The sequence below is a fragment of the Arthrobacter terricola genome, assembly GCF_004354015.1.
GTDB classification, from domain to species: Bacteria; Actinomycetota; Actinomycetes; order Actinomycetales; family Micrococcaceae; genus Arthrobacter; species Arthrobacter terricola.
The window spans coordinates 61,487-78,159 of the sequence record NZ_SMRU01000015.1 but is presented as its reverse complement, the minus strand read 5'-3'; the positions used below and the strand labels follow the sequence as shown (position 1 = coordinate 78,159).

General features: G+C 64.3%; 17 protein-coding genes and 1 riboswitch. Of the genes, 3 read left to right on the top strand and 14 right to left on the bottom strand.

Annotated features, from left to right (window positions below):
* Positions 1 to 3: 3 nt before the first annotated feature.
* The 7 genes from E1809_RS13735 to E1809_RS13705 are packed head-to-tail and all read right to left on the bottom strand — an operon-like array spanning position 4 to position 7,764.
* A complete protein-coding gene (locus E1809_RS13735; RefSeq protein ID WP_133204798.1) occupies positions 4 to 1,446 on the bottom strand; it encodes an FAD-binding oxidoreductase in 1,443 nt (480 codons plus the stop codon).
* 15 nt (positions 1,447 to 1,461) lie between these two features.
* On the bottom strand, positions 1,462 to 2,529 hold the full coding sequence (locus tag E1809_RS13730; RefSeq protein WP_133204797.1) for a sugar phosphate isomerase/epimerase family protein: 1,068 nt from the start codon (positions 2,527 to 2,529) through the stop codon (positions 1,462 to 1,464).
* A complete protein-coding gene (locus tag E1809_RS13725) occupies positions 2,526 to 3,350 on the bottom strand; it encodes an ATP-binding cassette domain-containing protein (protein WP_133204796.1) in 825 nt (274 codons plus the stop codon). Before E1809_RS13725 ends, E1809_RS13730 begins: the two co-directional genes overlap by 4 nt.
* The gene (locus E1809_RS13720; RefSeq protein ID WP_205754188.1) at positions 3,343 to 4,233 is read right to left on the bottom strand and encodes an ABC transporter ATP-binding protein; all 891 of its coding nucleotides are present in this window, start codon (positions 4,231 to 4,233) and stop codon (positions 3,343 to 3,345) included. Before E1809_RS13720 ends, E1809_RS13725 begins: the two co-directional genes overlap by 8 nt.
* The gene (locus tag E1809_RS13715) at positions 4,230 to 5,171 is read right to left on the bottom strand and encodes an ABC transporter permease (RefSeq protein WP_133204795.1); all 942 of its coding nucleotides are present in this window, start codon (positions 5,169 to 5,171) and stop codon (positions 4,230 to 4,232) included. Before E1809_RS13715 ends, E1809_RS13720 begins: the two co-directional genes overlap by 4 nt.
* Positions 5,168 to 6,187 (bottom strand): ABC transporter permease, encoded by a 1,020-nt coding sequence (locus E1809_RS13710; protein WP_133204794.1) that lies wholly within the window; start codon positions 6,185 to 6,187, stop codon positions 5,168 to 5,170. Before E1809_RS13710 ends, E1809_RS13715 begins: the two co-directional genes overlap by 4 nt.
* Positions 6,188 to 6,192: 5 nt before the next feature.
* Complete coding sequence (locus tag E1809_RS13705) at positions 6,193 to 7,764, bottom strand: ABC transporter substrate-binding protein (RefSeq protein ID WP_133204793.1); 1,572 nt, start codon at positions 7,762 to 7,764, stop codon at positions 6,193 to 6,195.
* Between the two features lie 460 nt (positions 7,765 to 8,224).
* On the opposite strand from E1809_RS13705, the gene E1809_RS13700 reads away from it, so the two are divergent.
* From E1809_RS13700 to E1809_RS13690, 3 genes are all read left to right on the top strand, one after another.
* Positions 8,225 to 9,211 carry an ornithine cyclodeaminase family protein gene (locus E1809_RS13700; RefSeq protein ID WP_133204792.1) on the top strand — a complete coding sequence of 329 codons (987 nt, stop codon included), beginning with the start codon at positions 8,225 to 8,227 and terminating at the stop codon, positions 9,209 to 9,211.
* Positions 9,212 to 9,266: 55 nt separating this feature from the next.
* Entirely contained in the window at positions 9,267 to 9,938 is a 672-nt protein-coding gene (locus E1809_RS13695; RefSeq protein WP_133204791.1) for a GntR family transcriptional regulator, read from the top strand.
* Positions 9,939 to 10,010: 72 nt separating this feature from the next.
* Complete coding sequence (locus E1809_RS13690) at positions 10,011 to 11,237, top strand: glutamate--cysteine ligase 2 (protein ID WP_133204790.1); 1,227 nt, start codon at positions 10,011 to 10,013, stop codon at positions 11,235 to 11,237.
* A gap of 7 nt (positions 11,238 to 11,244) precedes the next feature.
* On the opposite strand, the gene E1809_RS13685 is transcribed toward E1809_RS13690, so the two are convergent.
* The 7 genes from E1809_RS13685 to E1809_RS13655 form a co-directional block, all read right to left on the bottom strand.
* A complete protein-coding gene (locus tag E1809_RS13685) occupies positions 11,245 to 12,453 on the bottom strand; it encodes an O-succinylhomoserine sulfhydrylase (protein WP_133204789.1) in 1,209 nt (402 codons plus the stop codon).
* Positions 12,454 to 12,864 carry a rhodanese-like domain-containing protein gene (locus E1809_RS13680; RefSeq protein WP_133204788.1) on the bottom strand — a complete coding sequence of 137 codons (411 nt, stop codon included), beginning with the start codon at positions 12,862 to 12,864 and terminating at the stop codon, positions 12,454 to 12,456. It abuts the gene before it with no gap.
* Positions 12,861 to 13,127, bottom strand: a complete 267-nt coding sequence (locus tag E1809_RS13675; protein ID WP_133204787.1) for a DUF1737 domain-containing protein — start codon at positions 13,125 to 13,127, stop codon at positions 12,861 to 12,863. Before E1809_RS13675 ends, E1809_RS13680 begins: the two co-directional genes overlap by 4 nt.
* Positions 13,128 to 13,139: 12 nt before the next feature.
* A riboswitch (SAM riboswitch) is annotated at positions 13,140 to 13,252 on the bottom strand.
* Between the two features lie 97 nt (positions 13,253 to 13,349).
* Positions 13,350 to 13,709, bottom strand: coding sequence for a hypothetical protein (locus tag E1809_RS13670; protein WP_133204786.1), 360 nt, complete (start codon positions 13,707 to 13,709; stop codon positions 13,350 to 13,352).
* A gap of 103 nt (positions 13,710 to 13,812) precedes the next feature.
* Entirely contained in the window at positions 13,813 to 14,325 is a 513-nt protein-coding gene (locus E1809_RS13665) for a cupin domain-containing protein (protein WP_133204785.1), read from the bottom strand.
* Positions 14,318 to 14,743: a PAS domain-containing protein gene (locus E1809_RS13660; protein ID WP_133204784.1), complete on the bottom strand. Its 426-nt coding sequence runs from the start codon at positions 14,741 to 14,743 to the stop codon at positions 14,318 to 14,320. Before E1809_RS13660 ends, E1809_RS13665 begins: the two co-directional genes overlap by 8 nt.
* Positions 14,740 to 16,488 carry a GMC oxidoreductase gene (locus E1809_RS13655; protein ID WP_133204783.1) on the bottom strand — a complete coding sequence of 583 codons (1,749 nt, stop codon included), beginning with the start codon at positions 16,486 to 16,488 and terminating at the stop codon, positions 14,740 to 14,742. Before E1809_RS13655 ends, E1809_RS13660 begins: the two co-directional genes overlap by 4 nt.
* Positions 16,489 to 16,673 lie beyond the last annotated feature (185 nt).

The window sequence follows — 16,673 nt, the reverse complement described above, 5'->3', positions numbered from 1 at the left end:
GGGCTACTCTCCCGCCAGGTCGCCGTCGGCCGCCGCAAGGTCAAGGTCGACGAGGCCGTGGTCGAAAACGTTTGCGGGATCGTAGGACGCCTTGATCTCGGCGAGTCGCCGATACTTCGGGCCGTAGATGTTCCGCGCACTCCGGGCGTCACTGTGCTCTGAAGTGAAGTTGATGTACGTTCCGTGCTCCCACTCGCTCACCGCTGCCGTGAAGCGTTTGACCCAGTCCACCAGATCGGAGCGTTCGTCCGCGAACTCCCAATCGGCGCCGATGTTGCCGGCCCATCGTGAGTGGATGTCGGTGGTGGAGTCGTTGCTGTGGTCCCGTGGCACGAGCTTGCCCGCGATGAGTTCGAACGGGCACATCACCTGGTGGCTGATGAAGGAACTCGAGTTGAGTGAGCGGCCTGGGTAGGCGTCAGCGTGTTCGATCGCGATGTCCAGGAGTTCGTCCGGAAGTTCGCGGAAGGCGACGTGGCGCCAGTAGTGCGAGATCCCGTAGCGGAACTCGTCGTCGGTTGAATGCTGCAGCGTCACATGGGGAATGGTGCGCACGCTTTGGTAGATGGGCGTCCCTGATCCGAACATCGGCCCGCTGAGCTGCGGCTCGAGTTCCGGGTCTCCGTAGGTGACGGTGGCAACGGATATGATCGGCTGTCCCCGGTACTCCCGCGGTACTTGGGACCAATACTCGGGGCAGCGGTAGAGCCGGACGTAACTGCCGACGTTGTCCGGCAGGGCGGGGCCGGTGTCCCGGAATCGCTGGAGGATCTCTTTGCGGTACTTCGCGGGGTAGAGCGCGAGGCGCACGGTGGCGAGTCCGGGGAGGTCCACATAGTCGAAGACGAATTCAGTGGCGATGCCGAAGTTATGGCCCGCCCCCTTTAGCGCCCAGAACAGGTCCGGCTCATTCACCGCGTTCACGCGCCGGATGGTGCCGTCGGCTGTGACGATCTCGACTTCGCGGAGGAAATCGACGGTCGAACCGAACATTCGCGAAAGGTAACCCATTCCTCCTCCGAGGGTCAGTCCGGCCACCCCTGTGTGGGAAACGACGCCGGCAGGAAGGGCTATGTTGAAGGGTTCCGCGGCCCGGTCCACGTCGCCCCAACGGCAACCGGCCCCGACCGTGATGGTCCGGGCTTTGGTGTCGATCTCCACGTTCTTCATGAGGCCGGTGTCGATCAGGACGCTGCCGTCGGAAACGCTCGTTCCGGCCAGGTTGTGTCCGCCGCCGCGGACCGTGAGCGGCATCCCGTTCTCGACGCACCAGCGCAGGGCGCTCGCGGCGTGTTCGGCAGTGGTGCAACGGACGATCGCGGCGGGATGCCGGTCGACGTCGGCGTTCCACACATGCCGCAGCGATTCGTAGCTCGGGGCGCCGGGGAAAACGACCTCGCAGTCCACTGCGGCGGCGAGACCAGTGAGTTCAAGCGTTTCTTGCATGGGTTTTCTCTTTCCTTAAGGTGCAAGGGATGAAGTAGCGCGGCTGTCGAGGGCTGCCTTCAGCGCGCGGAGGGAAGTGGCCAGGAAGTCCGTGTAGTCGGGACCGACAGGAGGCGACGCCCGGAGCTCGGCCACGGTGGGAGCCCGCCCGAGCAGCGACTCGGCGTGAAACCACGAAGCGAGCTTCGTCAGCCCCTCCGCGTCCGCCTCGTCCATGTCCGGATGCATGGCCCTCCACCGGGGGTCGTCCGGCTGTACGAGCATCTCGGCCCGTGAACCGCCGATTCCCTCGATGACGAGGTCGAGGCCTGGATGGGCGCCGAGCACGTGGTCGAGCAACCGGCTCCAATCGATCGCGCCCTGCCCGATCGGTGCGAGGAATCTCGAGAGACCGTCCTCCGTCGGCAGGATCACGGCGTCGCGCAAGTGCGTCATGTTTACGTACGGAGCGACCCTCCGGACGGCGTCGTCCACGAGTTCTCCCCGCACCATGAGGTTGGCCGGATCGAGGCAGACTCCCAATACGTCGTCGCCGATCTCATCGATAAGGCGGAGGAGTTCGAACGTGGTGATTTCCTCGTGTGTCTCGAGATTGAGCCGCACCCCGTGTTCCCTGAGCATCGGGGCAAGCTTGCGGAGGAACCTCGCCGTTGCGTCGAGTTGGTCCTGCCAGTCGACGTCGGTCCTGAACCGCTCGAAGCAGAACGGGGCCGGCAGGTTGTGCTGGTACGCGCCCGCGGCGGTCCAGGCCTCGGTCCATCCGTACTCGGCGCAGAGGCCGACCATTCGCTCCATTCCGCCGAGGTAGCTTCCGCGTCCGAGGTCCCGGACCCGCGGGAGTTCCCCTGTCATATAGGGGTTGACCTTGCCGAGCCCAAGCTGGACAAACATGTCCTGTGCCTTTGCCTCCGCGGCGAATTCCCGGATCGCCCCGGAATCGAGCGTGGGAAAAGCCTCGTCAACCGTGCGCAGCAGTATTCCCTCGAATCCAAGGTCCCGCGCGATCGAAAGGGTTTCGAACGGGTCCTCGCCGATGAGCGAGCGGCCGTCCTCGAACTTGACGTCCACTCCAATCCTGTTCATCGCGCCACCGCCAAGCCGAGCCTGCGCGCACGGCGTTCGCGTTCGGCGGCGGGGTTCGGCACGGGAACCGCTTCAAGCAACGCCTTCGTATAGGCATCCTGCGGATTCTCGTAGATCTCCGGCACGGACCCCTTCTCCGCCACCCGCCCGCGATTGAGCACAACAAGGCGCGTACAGAGGTATTTCACCACCGCGAGGTCGTGCGAGACGAAAAGCACCGTGAGGTCCAGCTGACGCTGCATGTCTTTGAGGAGGTTCAGGACTTGGGCCTGGACGGACACGTCGAGCGCGGACACGGGTTCGTCGCACAAAAGGACCTTTGGTTCGACGACGAGCGCCCGCACAATGGCGATCCTTTGCCGCTGTCCGCCGGAGAAATCCCGCGGATAGCGGTCCAGGTGTTCGTCCCGGAGGCCCACAAGCCGAATTAGTTCATGGATGCGCTCACGCCGCTCGCGCTCCGAATAACCGCCCATGACCAGCATCGGTTCTTCGATTATCCGCCGCACGGTCATCCGCGGATCGAGGCTCGAATACGGATCCTGGAAGACCATTTGCAGGTCGCGCCGGTAGCGGTGCAATTCGCTTTTGCTCGCCGCCGCGGGATTGATCCCCTGGTAGCGGATGCTCCCGGACGATTCCTTTTCGAGGCCCACGAGGCAACGGATAATGGTCGACTTCCCGGAGCCCGATTCCCCGACCAGGCCGAGGATCTCTCCTTGCCGCAGTTCGAACGATACGTCATCGAGCGCTTGGTGGGCGCGCCGGCCCGAGCCGAAGGTTTTTGATAGCCCCTCCACGCGGAGCAGGACATCATTCATGGTGTGCACCTCCCTGGAGGACGAGGTAGTCCTCGACTGTTGTGAGCCGGGTGTCCGGATCGAGGTCGATGCGGGGGATCGAGCCGATAAGCCCCTGCGTGTACGGATGGTCGGGATGGTCGAAGAGCTCGTCCACCGGCTTCTCCTCGACGAGCCGGCCCCGGAACATGACAGCCACCCGCTGGGCAAGGCCGGCGACGATTGCGAGGTCGTGGGTGATGAACAGGACCGCGAGATTGAGTTCCCGCGATTGTTCCTCGAGGAGATCGAGGACCTGTTCCTGGACACGGACGTCGAGGGCCGTCGTCGGCTCGTCGGCAATCAACAGTTGCGGCTGCGCCACGAGCGCAGCAGCCATAACGACACGCTGCCGCATGCCTCCGGAGAACTGGCCGGGATAGGCACGCATCCGTTCCTTGGCCTTCGGCACGCCAAGCCGGTCCAGCATCTCCACCGCGCGGGCATATGCCTTGCGCCGCGGGACCCCGCGTACGAGCAGCGGCTCCGCTACCTGCTCGCCGATCGTGAGCACAGGGTTGAGGGCAGTCATCGGATCCTGGAAGATCATCGAGATCTCCGCGCCACGAACCTTTTGGAGCACGCGGCGCGAAGCCCCAAGGAGCTCGCACCCTTTCCACGTGATAGATCCCTCAAGCTTGAGCGCGGGATCGAGCTGGAGGATCGAACGCGCCGTCAGGGACTTCCCGGAGCCCGATTCGCCCACGAGCGCGAGCCGCTCGCCCGGCCGGATGTCGAGCGAAAGCCCTTCGACCAGCGTGAGATCGCCGCTCCCGGTGATCGTGCGCTGCCGTTCGGGCAGCGACACGGTGAGGTTCGCGATGCTGAGGAGGGCACCGCCGCCGTGCACTAACGGCTCCTTCACGAGGACCTCCTTGAGGACGGATCGACGAAGCTGCGCACCGCGTCACCCACGAGCCCGAACGCGATCGCGCCGAGGCTGATCGCGAGGCCGGGGAACAGCGAGATCCACCAAGCAGTGGTGGTGTACTGCTGGCCTTCGGCGATCATGGAGCCCCAATCGGGGCTGGGAGGCGGAGCGCCGACGCCCAGGAACGCGAGCCCGGAGATCATGACGATCGTCCCGGAGATTTCCATGCTTGCCTGGACGTAGATCGCGTCGAGCGAATTGGGGAGGACATGGCGGAGCATGAGCCGCGGCCGCGACATGCCGAGAATCCTGGCGGATTCGACGTACGACGACGACATCGTCTCGCGCAGGATGCCGCGCATGAGCCGTGCCGTGCTCGGCCACGAGGCAGCGACCATCGCCACGATGATCGAGAGCATCGAGGGACCGAGTGCGGCCGCGAGCCCCAGCGCGAGGACGAGGGAGGGAATCGACATGAAGATGTCGCACGCCCTCATGATTGCTTCGTCGGCGCGTCGCGGAAGCAACGCCGCGACGCTCGCGACGACGATCCCGACGGCGGCGGCGAGCACAACAATCGCAGCTGCCGAGAGGAGGGTGAGGCCCGCGCCGGCGAGGAGCCGCGAGAGAACGTCGCGTCCGACGTCGTCCGTTCCCAGCAGGTGGGCGGCGCTCGGCGGGCGGAGGGCTTCGGACGTCTCGACGGCGAACGGATCGTACGGTGTAACGAAAGGTCCGACGACGGCGGCGATCGTGAGGAGGGCGACGAGCCCGAAGGCCATCCGGTCCACACCGGCCGTCCGCCGGCCGAACAGCCTGCGGCCCAAGCGAGCCGCCGCTCCGCCGATTGATGCGGCCGACACCGCGGCGCTTATCGCCGACGGGGCGTCAGCGAGCTTGGCGGACGGAGCGCCCGCTGTTTCGGATTTCATGCTGCTCCTAACTGGGCGTGCCGTACCCGTGGGTCGATCGCCATCTGGAGGAGGTCCACGATGAACGACGTCGCGATGAACACGAATCCGATCACGACAACCGATGCGAGGACGGAAAACGTGTCCTGGTTGATGATGGCCCGGTACAAATAGCTGCCGATGCCTGGGAGTCCGAACACTGCCTCGACGAGCACCGCGGCGCTGATCATCCAGCCGAACTGCATGCCGAACACGGTCAGAACGGAGCCCAGCGCGGACCGGAAGGCGTGGCGGAGGATAACGCGCCGCCGCGGGACTCCCTTGGAGATCGCGAACGTGATGTAGTCCGCCTTCAGGGCCGTCATCATGTTGGACCGGATCAGGCGTGCGAGCGTCGACACGAACGGTGCACTGAGCGCGAGGGCCGGAAGGATCAGGTGGAACACGGAATCCGCAAGGTTGCCGATGGTGCCGAACAAAAGCGAATCCAGCACCGTGAAGCCCGTGACCGTGGGTGGCCCGCCGTCGACGCTGTTTGTTCCGGAGATGGGGAACCACCCGAGGACCGATCCCAGGATCCAGCGCATCATGATCGCGAGCCAGAACACCGGAACGCCGCCGCTCGTCACGAGGACGATCCGGGCTGCGACGTCCGCGGCCTTTCCCTCGCTCACGGCTGCGGCGATGCCCACAGGGGCCGCGATGAGCACCGTGATGAACATGCCGAGGAGCACGAGCTGGATAGTGGTGGGCAGCACCGCGCCGAGATCACCCATGACGCTCTGGCGGGTGATTGTGGACGTGCCGAGGTTTCCCTGCACAAGGCGTGAAATGTAGCCCGTGTATTGCAGGAACAGCGGATCATTCAGTCCAAGGACCTCGCGCATGTGGGCTACCTGGTCGGCAGTGGCGAGCCGCCCGGCAGCGACCCTGGCGACGTCGCCCGGGATGAGCTTCGAGATGACGAACACGATGGTCGCGACGCCCCAAAGCGACAGGGCGGCGAAGCCGAGCCTGCGAAGTACGAATTTGTACATTCTTCCTACTTGGCCATCCGAAGGGTGCCGACGTTGAAATCCTGCTGCGTCGGGGAGAAAGGAATGGGACCGACCCTCTTGTCGGAGACCATGGTTACCGCCGGGTACGCGATGTAAAGGAGTGCGTGGTCGGCTATCACTTGCTGCTGGACTTCCTGGAAATCGCTGCACGCCTGCTTTTGGTCCGCGGCAGTGAGGCCGTCCTTGAGAAGCGCGTCGACCTTCGGATTCGAGTAGCGGGTGAAGTTGGTCTGGCCGGCCAACGCCGAGTTCCATTCACGGTTGAGCATGGGACCCGCAGCCGGGAACGCCGCGAAGTCCCAAGCGAGGGCGACGTCGGGCATGGTCTCGGGCTTCGACACAAGGGCCGAATACTGGGGGAACGTGACTGCCTTGAGTTGGGCGTTGAGGCCGATCTTCTTGAGCGAGTCCTGCAGGATGGTTCCCGCCGCGTTGAATTCACGCACGGAGGGTTGGTATGCGACAGTGATCGAGGCACCCTCGACGCCGGCCGCCTTGATGAGCTGTTTGGCTTTCTCGAGGTCCTGCTGGGGCTTGCCGGCGTCCACGCGGCACGCGATCCCTTCGGGGAGGATGGAGTTGGCGATGCTGCCTTGGTTGCCGAGCGCGCTTGCCAGGTGTCCGTTGTAGTCATAGGCAAGCTGGATTGCTTCCCGCACGCGGGCGTCCCCGGTGATCTTGCCCTGCATGTTGAGCCATGCGTACGTCTGGCGGGGTGCCGGGATGTTCACGATCTCGTACTTGCTGTCCTTCGAGATGTTGTCCACATCCACCGAGGCAAGGCCCATGGTGATGTCCAGGTTTCCGGCGAGGAATTCGTCCCGGTTGGCGCTCGAATCGTTGATCATGCGCAAGACGATCGACGTCGGGCGCTTGTCGTCGAAGTCCCAGTAGTCCTTGTTGCGGGTGAGGTCGAGCTCTTGGTTCGGCTTGTAGGTGCCCATCGCGAACGGTCCCGAACCTGCCTCGTGCGTTCCGAGCCAGCCCTGCGCATTGTCAGAACCCTGGTTGGGCTTCACGAGGTTCGAATCCAGGATGTAGATCTGGCTGAGGGCGCCGATGAAGTCGAGGTCCGTCTTCGACAGGGTGATGACGACGTGCAGATCATCCGTGGCCTTGGATGACGCGTAGTCCGAGAGGAAGGAAGCCGCACCCGAACCGATCTTCTTCGCCCGGTCGAGGCTGTACACGACGTCTGCGGCTGTAAACGAGTTCCCGGAATGGAACTTCACGCCTTTGCGCAGCGTGAGGGTCAGCTGGGTAGCGTCCCCGTTGAAGGTCCATTGCTCGGCAAGCTTCGGAACCATCTCGCCCTTTGCGTCGAAGTCCACCAGCCGGTCATACATCGGTGCGAGGTTGAAGTCATTGTGCGCGTCCGACGACTGGAGCGGGTCCAGGGTTTCCGCGGTGTTGGAGCTTCCGATGACGATGGTGCTTTGTTTGGCGGAGCCGCTTCCGCCCGAGCTCGCGCCGGTAGGGAGCTGGCAGGAGGACAGCGCCATTGCCGTCGTGGCCGAGAGTAGCGTGAGCGCCAGTTTCCTCTTGTGGAGATTCATTTCTTTCCTTTCGGAGCTGAACCATTCGGTGAAGTTCTCGAAACGTGGCCGGGCGGTGCATCCGACCCGTTCGAAGGGGGTGGGCGGTCGTTTGACCCGGCCGCCCTGGCAGGGGGCGCCGAGCGGATCCTTGGGCGAGAATCCGTTTGGGGGAGCTCGGCGTCGGTGGTTGGTATGCAGAATCACACATTCAAGGGATTAAGTCACCCCTTTTGGCGAAAAATATGCAATTTGGCATGCCAAATTGAGTTTTGATAGCAGAGCTTTGGTATACAAAAAATAGGACTTAAGGATTGTTGCTGGCGGTTTTGCCGCGAGATTTCGGGATTTTTTAGGTGCGCGGCCGCGAGGATCTGCCTAGTACCCTTCACTTGGCATGCCAAAAGTCCTATGATCGTCTCCACTGACGCGGTCCGCCTGGCCGGTCCCCCCTCAGCACCCCACAAGCAAAGGAAAACACGTGACCCTGATCCTCTCGGCCTCCGAGCTCAGCTCCCTGGCGAACATGGCTGCCACCATCGACACGATCGAGAGGGCATTCCACAGCCTCGCAACGGGAACAGCGCACCAACCGGCCCCCGCATCCCTCCACCTGCCCTCATCGGATGCCAAGTTCCTGCCGATGGCCGCACTGTCCGACGTCGACCGCTTGGCTTCAGTGAAACTGCTCGCCGACATTCCCTCCAACCACGAGTCCGGGCTGCCGACCCAGCGGTCCACCATTCTGTTGAGCTCGCAGGCAACGGGGGAGACGCTGGCGATCCTCGACGGCCGTGTCCCGACGCGCATCCGTACAGCCGCGGCAAGCGCTGTGGCCAGCAAACACCTGGCCAATCCGGATTCCTCGGTCCTTGGCCTCGTCGGTGCCGGTGCCCTCGCGGTGGCCCACGTCGAGGCGATGGTGGAGGTCCTGCCGATCGAGAAGGTCGTCGTCTGGTCCCGCACGGAGGCAACCCTCGAGAAGTTCCGTGCCCAGACGGCCCACCACAAGCTGGATATCGTGGCCGCTGGTTCTGTGCAAGAGGTAGTGGAATCGGCGCACGTGCTCTGCACACTTACTCCCGCTACGGAGCCGGTAGTGTTCGGAAAATGGTTTGCCCCCGGCCTTCACGTGAACGCCGTCGGTTCGCGCCCGCGCCCCGAGCACCGGGAAATCGACTCGGAAGGTGTGTTGAAATCGCGGGTCTTCGTCGACAGCCTGGCGACCGCCAAGGAAAAGTCGGGAAACCTCATCATCCCGGTTTCAGAAGGCACTTACGGCTTTGACCGGGTGGAAGCGGAGTTGGGCGAGGCGATTGCCGGAAGCAAGCCGGGCCGAACGGCGAAAGACGACATCACGCTCTTCAACTCGGTCGGAATCGGCCTGCAGGATCTGGCAATCGGGCGCTTGTTGTACGACCGCGCCCTAGAATTTGGCCTAGGACTTCGCGTGGATCTCGCCCGCTAGGGCGGGGCGCCAACTTGGGGCGAGGCGCAAACCGGGCCAGCGGAAGGAAGAACACATGTCGGCGGAAGTGCTTGACGAGAACTCCGTAGGGTCGCCGTCGCGCGCCACGAGTGCCTACGAATGGATCCGCGAACGCATTATCGACGGAACGCTTCCGCCGGGAGAAAGGATCCGCGAGCGCGAAGTGGCCGAGAAACTGCAAGTATCCCGGGTGCCGGTGCGAGAAGCGTTGCCCCAGCTCGAAAGCGAGGGCTACATCACCACGACTCCCCGTCGCGGCGCAGTGGTGACGCACGTGACGCTTCGGGCCGCCACCGAGCTTTTCGATGTCCGCTCAAGCTTGGAGGTCCTCGCCGCAAGATTGGCTGCCGAGGCGTGTTCGAGGGGAGCATCGGCCGACCGTCTCCGCGAGGTACTCAACGAGGCCCTCCAAGCGACGGAAGCTGACGAAGCCGTCCACATTGCCGACGTGAACTCCCGGCTCCACGAAGAGATCCTGGCCTTGAGCGGGAACAGCCTCCTCCAGAAGCTGATGACCCCGGTCAACGGCCACGTCCGCCGCCTCTTCCATATAGCCGCCGACCGGGACCAGCACGAACTGCACCGCGAACACATCGCGATTGTCGAGGCCATCCTGCGTGGCCAAGGCGATCTTGCGGCCGCCCTCTCCTATGCCCACGTGGAGCAAAGCCGCAACGAGTGCCTGGCCATTATTGGAGGTTCCTGAACGGGGCCCTCCCCGAAACACATGCCGGACCGCCTCTGTCTCGGTGCCGCCGCGATGGCGCACAATTGAGGCGTGCGCACTTTTGGGGTGGAAGAGGAGCTGCTGATCGTCGATCCTGTGACCGGCGAGCCGCTCGCCCTTGCCGACGCGCTCTTGTCCGGCATCGCCCAGGACCCTCATGACGACGAGAATCCAGACGACGCCGACGGCCCTGACACCGGCCTCAGCCATGAGCTCAAGCTTGAGCAGATCGAAACCCAGACCCGCCCGTGCCGCAGCTATGCCGAGCTATTGCACCAGATCAGGAGGGGACGGGGGCTCGCGAGCCGCGCTGCCCGCCGCCACGGCGCAGGGATAGCGGCCTTGGCAACATCGCCGGTGGATTCGGCGACCCACACCACCCCGGATCCGCGGTACGCCATCATGCTCGAACGGTTCGGCATCACAGCGCATGAGCAGCTCACGTGCGGATTCCATGTCCACACGGCCATTGAGTCGCCCGAGGAAGGCGTGGTTGTCCTTGACCATATCCGGGACAAACTCGCGGTCCTGACGGCGATCAGCGCGAATTCGCCCTACTGGCGCGGGCTGGCAACAGGTTTTGAAAGCTACCGGACGCAGGCTTGGAACCGCTGGCCTTCGTCGGGTCCCTCGCCTATTTACGGTTCCCTGGCTTCGTACCGTCGAGTGGTCAGGAGGTTGATCGAGACCGGGGTGTTGCTGGACGAAGGCATGATCTATTTCGACGCCCGCCTGTCCCGGCACGTTCCCACTGTCGAAGTGCGGGTGGCGGACGTCTGCCTCCGTGCGGAGGACGCGGCCCTCATTGCAGTGCTCGTTAGGGCCCTTGTGGAAACCGCGGTGCGTGAACACCATTCCGGCGTCGAACCCGCGTCCGTTCCCACCGCGCTATTGCGGATGGCATCGTGGCAGGCCAGCAATTTCGGTCTCCGCACGGAACTGCTGGATTTTGGCACGTTCCGGCCGGAACCCGCTGCCGACGTCGTCTGGTCGCTTGTGGAGTACCTCGAACCTGTCCTTGCCGAACAGGGCGAGTTCGATCTTGTCCAAGCCGGCGTGGCGGCCCTTTTGGGCCGCGGCAACGGCGCGATTGAACAGCGCACCGTCGCCGGGCGCTGGAGCCGGAACCACAACGGCAGGCCCGACGCCGCCGGGCTGGCCGCCGTCGTCGAGCACGCCGTGCAGATTACGATGGGTTCCGAAAAGGACGAGACCGACACCAAACCGCAACCCGTTCTTACGTGGGTGCGGCAAGACTGGCGCGAGGCCCCCTCCTAAGCCGGTACTACACCTGCTTGAGGGCCCGTTCCAGGTCACCGATGAGGTCGTCCACGTCCTCGAGTCCCACTGACAAACGCACCACGCCGTCCGCCAGGCCGATCGCAGCGCGGCCTTCGGGTCCCATGGCACGGTGCGTAGTGGTGGCCGGGTGGGTGATAAGGGACTTCGAATCGCCCAGGTTGTTCGAGATGTCGATGACGCTGAGCCCGTTGAGGAGCGCGAAGGCGGCTTCCTTGGCGGTGCGCCCGGCCGACGGCAGCAGCTCGAAGGTCAGCACGGTTCCGCCGGCCTTCATTTGCTTCGCGGCGAGCTCGTACTGTGGGTGCGACTTCAGGAGCGGGTACTTGACCCAGCTGATGGCCGGCTGGTTTTCGAGCCATTCGGCGATCCGCAGGGCCGAGGCCGAGGAGTGGTTGACGCGCAGGCCAATGGTCTCCAGGCCCTTCGTCAGTACCCAGGCGTTGAACGAGGAGAGCGACGGACCCGTGTGGCGCATGAGCTGCTTGACGGGGCCCTCGATGAACTCCTTGGTGCCCAGGATCGCGCCACCCATCACGCGGCCCTGCCCGTCGATGTGCTTGGTGCCCGAGTAGACGATGACGTCGGCGCCGAGGTCGCCGCAGCGCTGCAGCAGGGGAGTGGCGAAGACGTTGTCGGCGACGACGGTCGCGCCGGCCGCGTGGGCGAGTTCGCTCACGGCCGCGATGTCCACGATTTCCTGCATGGGGTTCGACGGCGACTCGAAGAACACCGCGGTGGTGGGTACCGACAAGGCGGCACGCCACTGCTCAAGGTCCGGGCCGTCGACGAAGACGGTTTCGACTCCCCAGCGGGGCAGGATCTCGTTGAGGATGACGAAGCAGGAGCCGAACAGCGAACGGGCCGCGACCACGCGGTCGCCCGCGCCGAGCAGCGCACCGAGGGCGGTGAAGACGGCGGACATGCCCGACGCCGTCGCGAAGCAGGCTTCCGTGCCTTCCAGCAGGCGGAGCCGCTCCTGGAAGGTGGCCACGGAGGGGTTGCCGTAGCGGGAGTAGACGAAGCGTTCGTCCTCGCCGGTGAACGCGCGCTCGGCGGCCTCGGCGGATTCGTAGACGAAGCCCGAGTTCAGGAAGACGGGCTCGGAGGTCTCCTGGAAATTGGTACGGTCAAGGCCGCCGCGGACTGCCTGGGTGTCAGCACTCCAGCTTGCGGCGTCAGGATTGAAGGTCACTTAGATTTTCCCCAGGTTCGTCGGAAGTCCACGGTTTTTCCAGCCATTCACGGTTCGTTCGCCGTAACGGTCCGGTTCCCCCTCAAAGCCTTCGAGGACGTTGTAGGAGGTGAAGCCTGCCTGCGTCGCGGCGATGGCGGCGGCGATGGAGCGCTGGCCTGAGCGGCACAGGAAGACAAGTTCGGTGCCTTCAGCGTCCGGGGCTTGCTGCTTCAGCTCTTCGATGAAGCGAGTGTTGGGGATTCCCCCGACCAGGTTCCACTGGATGAACAGGGGATCGTTTTCGGTGGCTTTGGTGTCCGGGATGCCGATGTGGGCCCATTCGCCTTCGGTGCGGACGTCCACCAGGATGGCACCTTGTTCCAGCTTGGCCCAGGCGTCGTGCGGGCTGAGGTCGCCTGCGTAGCTCATGCGTGGCCCTCGCCGTCGAACTCTTCGTCGGCCTGGTCGAGGGCGTCGACGGCGGTGGCAACCGCGGCGTCCGCGCTGGCGATCGCCGCCGGCAGGATGATGGCCTGTGCCACGATCACGTCGGTGCCGTTAAAAGTGGCGGCGGGGCTGCCGTGCAGCACGTATCCCTCGGCCAGGGCAGCGGAGATCCGCTCGCAGAATTCCCGAGTGTCGGGACCCGTGATGAGGCGGTAGGAGAGTTTGTCTTCAGTCGGTTCAGGCATTGCGGTGCTCCTCAGTCACGCTTGCAGTTCGAAAGTGTCGATACGCCGAGTAGTCACCTGAGGCACCCCGCCGGAGAGAGGGTTGCCGACCAGCAAGTCAGGGCTTCGCGCTGGCGCTCATTACTCAATAAGAAAAGTAACATCCACGACGGCGGCCTGCCTCACCGGGCGTCGTCATGTTCCGTAACCGGCCACGCGGCGGGCTACAGACCCCGAATTGCCTTAGCCGTCCGATTCATTTTGGAGCGGTTCCAGGCTCGCTTGGAGACCCGGTGGCAGGCCATCGAAACGGGAGGCTACCCCGGACGGTGAGTGATGGAAGGTGGATCCCTGGTGCCTGCGCATTTCGAGCAGTTCGTGGACTGGGATCCCGGTTGCGGTGGCCAGCGCATGAAGCGAAAGGCTGTGGTGGTGGGCCAGGGCGAAAACTACGCCCGAGAGGGCATCCACGCCTTCTGTTTCGTATATTTCCCGTACGAGGTTGGCCATTGCATGCACATCTTCGATCGATCCTGCCGAAGCGGCAGCCGCCATGGATGTTAGCGACCATGCCGCGGAGTCAGGACTGATGTAGATGCTCATGTCGATACCTTACGGATTAGGGGCCTCCTGTGGAATGGGAGGAGCGGTTCGTCGTACAGGGAAGCCTGATGCGCCGGCCCCAGAACCGGCGCATCAGACGTTGTTAGCCGGCCGCCAGGCGCATGATCAGCGCCGCGTGGCCGGGGAACATCGAGACAAGCGACTCGACGTCCTCGTGCGTGGGTTTTGCGGAGTCTGCTGCCTCATAGCCGGGTGACAGGCTGCAACTGACCAGGGCGAACCCTTTTCCAGCGAGCTCGGCCCCGAACCACGTCGAGTGCGGAGCGATGCCCTGCAGGCTCTCGCCGGCCTCCGGGTCCGCTCCAAGGAGCGCCTCGGAATAGCCGCGGTCCGGGGAGAACACGTGCATCCTGATGGGCGCCCCGAGGTGGAAGAACCACAGCTCGTCTTGCTTCAGGGTGTGCAGTTGGAGGATGTCGCCGGCTTGCAGCAGGTACCAATTGGAGCTGTAGAGCGGGTGGCTGCCGCCAAAACGCGGGGGCAGGCCGGAACCCGGGATGTCCTCGTCGCTCACGAGTGCCGGTGCGAACCAGCCGCCCACGCTGGCGGGGGACATGTCCAGTCGCTTGATCCAGTCCTCGGCCGTGTCAGTCATCGACCGGATCCTTCAGCGAGAAGCACACGGTGATGCCGATGATTTCGTCACTTCCCAGGGCGCGGAGCAGTCCTTTTTGCGTCACGATGTCCACGTTCACCATGCCGCCGTCCTTGGTGGGGACGGCGATCGTCTCATGGAAGTTCAGCAGCGGCTTCCCGCTGGCCATGACTTCCTTGTCGTGCGCGACGTGTTCCGCCCGCGAGTCCTGGTGGCCGATCAGCTCCGACTTGCTCATGCCCACGAGGTCGGCGAAGTTCTGGTTGACCCACAGGAAAACCGAGTTCGCGTCCTTGACCACCCAGTACACGCCGTCCTGGCGGTCAAGCACGTCGGCCACGCTCATCGGCGGGACCGTGGGAAGGATGACCGGGTCCGCGGTGGCGCCGAGTCCCGGGGCAACCGGGGTGGAGGTCATCGCGCAGCCTCCGCTCCGCCGTCGGCCTCCAGCTTTTCGGCAAGATCCTGGGCGAGGGCCACCATGGTCATGGTAGGGTTCCACGACCCGCCAGTGGGCCACAGGCTGCCGCCCGTGATGAACACGTTCTCCACCCCGTTGAGCCGGTAATCGGTCCCGACGACGGCGCCCTCCTCGTCGCCGATCGGCAGGCTTGAGCTTTCGTGGACGAGGCCCGGGACGCGGCGCTCCGGGATGGTGGGCCGCTCGCCCGACCACGTGCCGTCGTCGGGATCTCCGTGCCAGTATTCGACGCGCTGCGCGCCTTCCGGGGACAGGACGCGCTCGAGCATCTGGAAGGTGCCCTCGTCCATCGTGTCCCACGTTTCGTCATCGGTGGCGTTGGCCAGCACCTTCAAGGTGACGTTGCAGGTTGGGTCCGCGCCGCCCGACAAGCGCAAATGGTTCTCCGGGTTACCCTCGTCCAGTTCGCCAAGGACAGCGCAAACGAAAACGAGGTAGTCCTCCGAAGACCGCAACTGTGCCAGCGAGGCCGTGGCGACGACGTCGGGCGCGTAGCGTTCGGACTTCTGGGCGTTCTTGTCCGGGCAACGGTCGGACAGGACCGAAAGCTGCACGTGGTACTGCATTCCGGCCTTGCTCTTGCCGGCCAGGTAGATCGCCGCGAGCTCGAGTTCGCCGAGTTGCTCGCTGAATTCGAAATCCTTGCGCGGAACGCGGGCCACCACCGAGGTGATGAAGTGGGCGCTGAACTGCTCGCCGGCGCCCTTGACCTGCGGGAAGGAATTGAGCACGAGCGTCGCCGGGGGAAGGGTCCCCATGGCCAGCACGAGGTTGGCGTCGCCGACGTTCACCACGCCCCGGTTGGTGTTCAGGGCAGTGGCTTTTCCGTCCTGTTGGAGCACGCTCAAGACGGTGCAATCCGTGACGACCCGGAGGGCCGAGCCCTTGCCTTGGGCTTCGAGCGTCGCTTGCCGGTCCGACAACTCCAGGAGGACTGCCGGCGTCGAGAACTTCGCGAAGTCCACGCCGGAGCTCGTCCCTGTTGCCGCGGCGAGGGGTGCCGGCATGCTGCGGGTCGCCGAATCGATCTTGTCCAGTCCGGCTTCAAGCCGTTCCTGGAGGGCTTTCTGCATGATTCCGTAGACCGGCCGGGTGTCGTTGATGAGGTTGACGACGTCGGCGGACCGCCCGGCGTCGATCTTGTCGGCGGACACCACGTTGAGGAGGTCCTCGGCGGTAGTGAAGTGCGACTTCGCCGCGTCCATGACGGCGCGCGGCCACCCGCGCATTTCGTCTTCCTCGGGCCGCGGGCACCAAGCGCTCCACATGATGCTGCGGCCGCCGTAGAAGGGGACCATGCCGTGCTGCCAGGAAATCTTGCCGGGCGGCTGGGTGGCGGTGGCGGCCGCCAGCGTCCAGGGGAACGTTTCGGACAGGCCGCCGAGGGTCTGTTTGTAGGGCAGGGGCAGGTTCTGGAAATGCTGGGGAAGGAAGAACGGCCCGCGTTCAATGATCAGGATCCGCGCGTGCGGGTTGACCGTCAGTGTCCGCTCGGCGAATGCATAGGCGCAGAATCCGCTGCCGATGACGATATGGTCGAATTGTTCTTCTTCACGGACCTTTTTCCATTCGCCTTCGGAAAGGAAAAACACGTGGTCCATGACTTTTTGCGGCGAGGGGTCCTGTGGCCCCGGCGCGGGGAAACCGTGGTTGAAATTCTGGGACGAAGAAACAGCACTCACTTGTTTGCCTCCATCTGCTTGCTGACCCCACGACTCCGTGAAATCAGGTGCCCACTGGGCTTCGAAGCAGATCACCCTCCCCCAGCAGGTTCACAAAACTAGTTAACTACTGGTGTTTGGGCGGCACAATAGGATTCGGCTCCCAGTTAGGGCCCGTTGCCTCCCCGGCGGCCGCCTTGAAATAC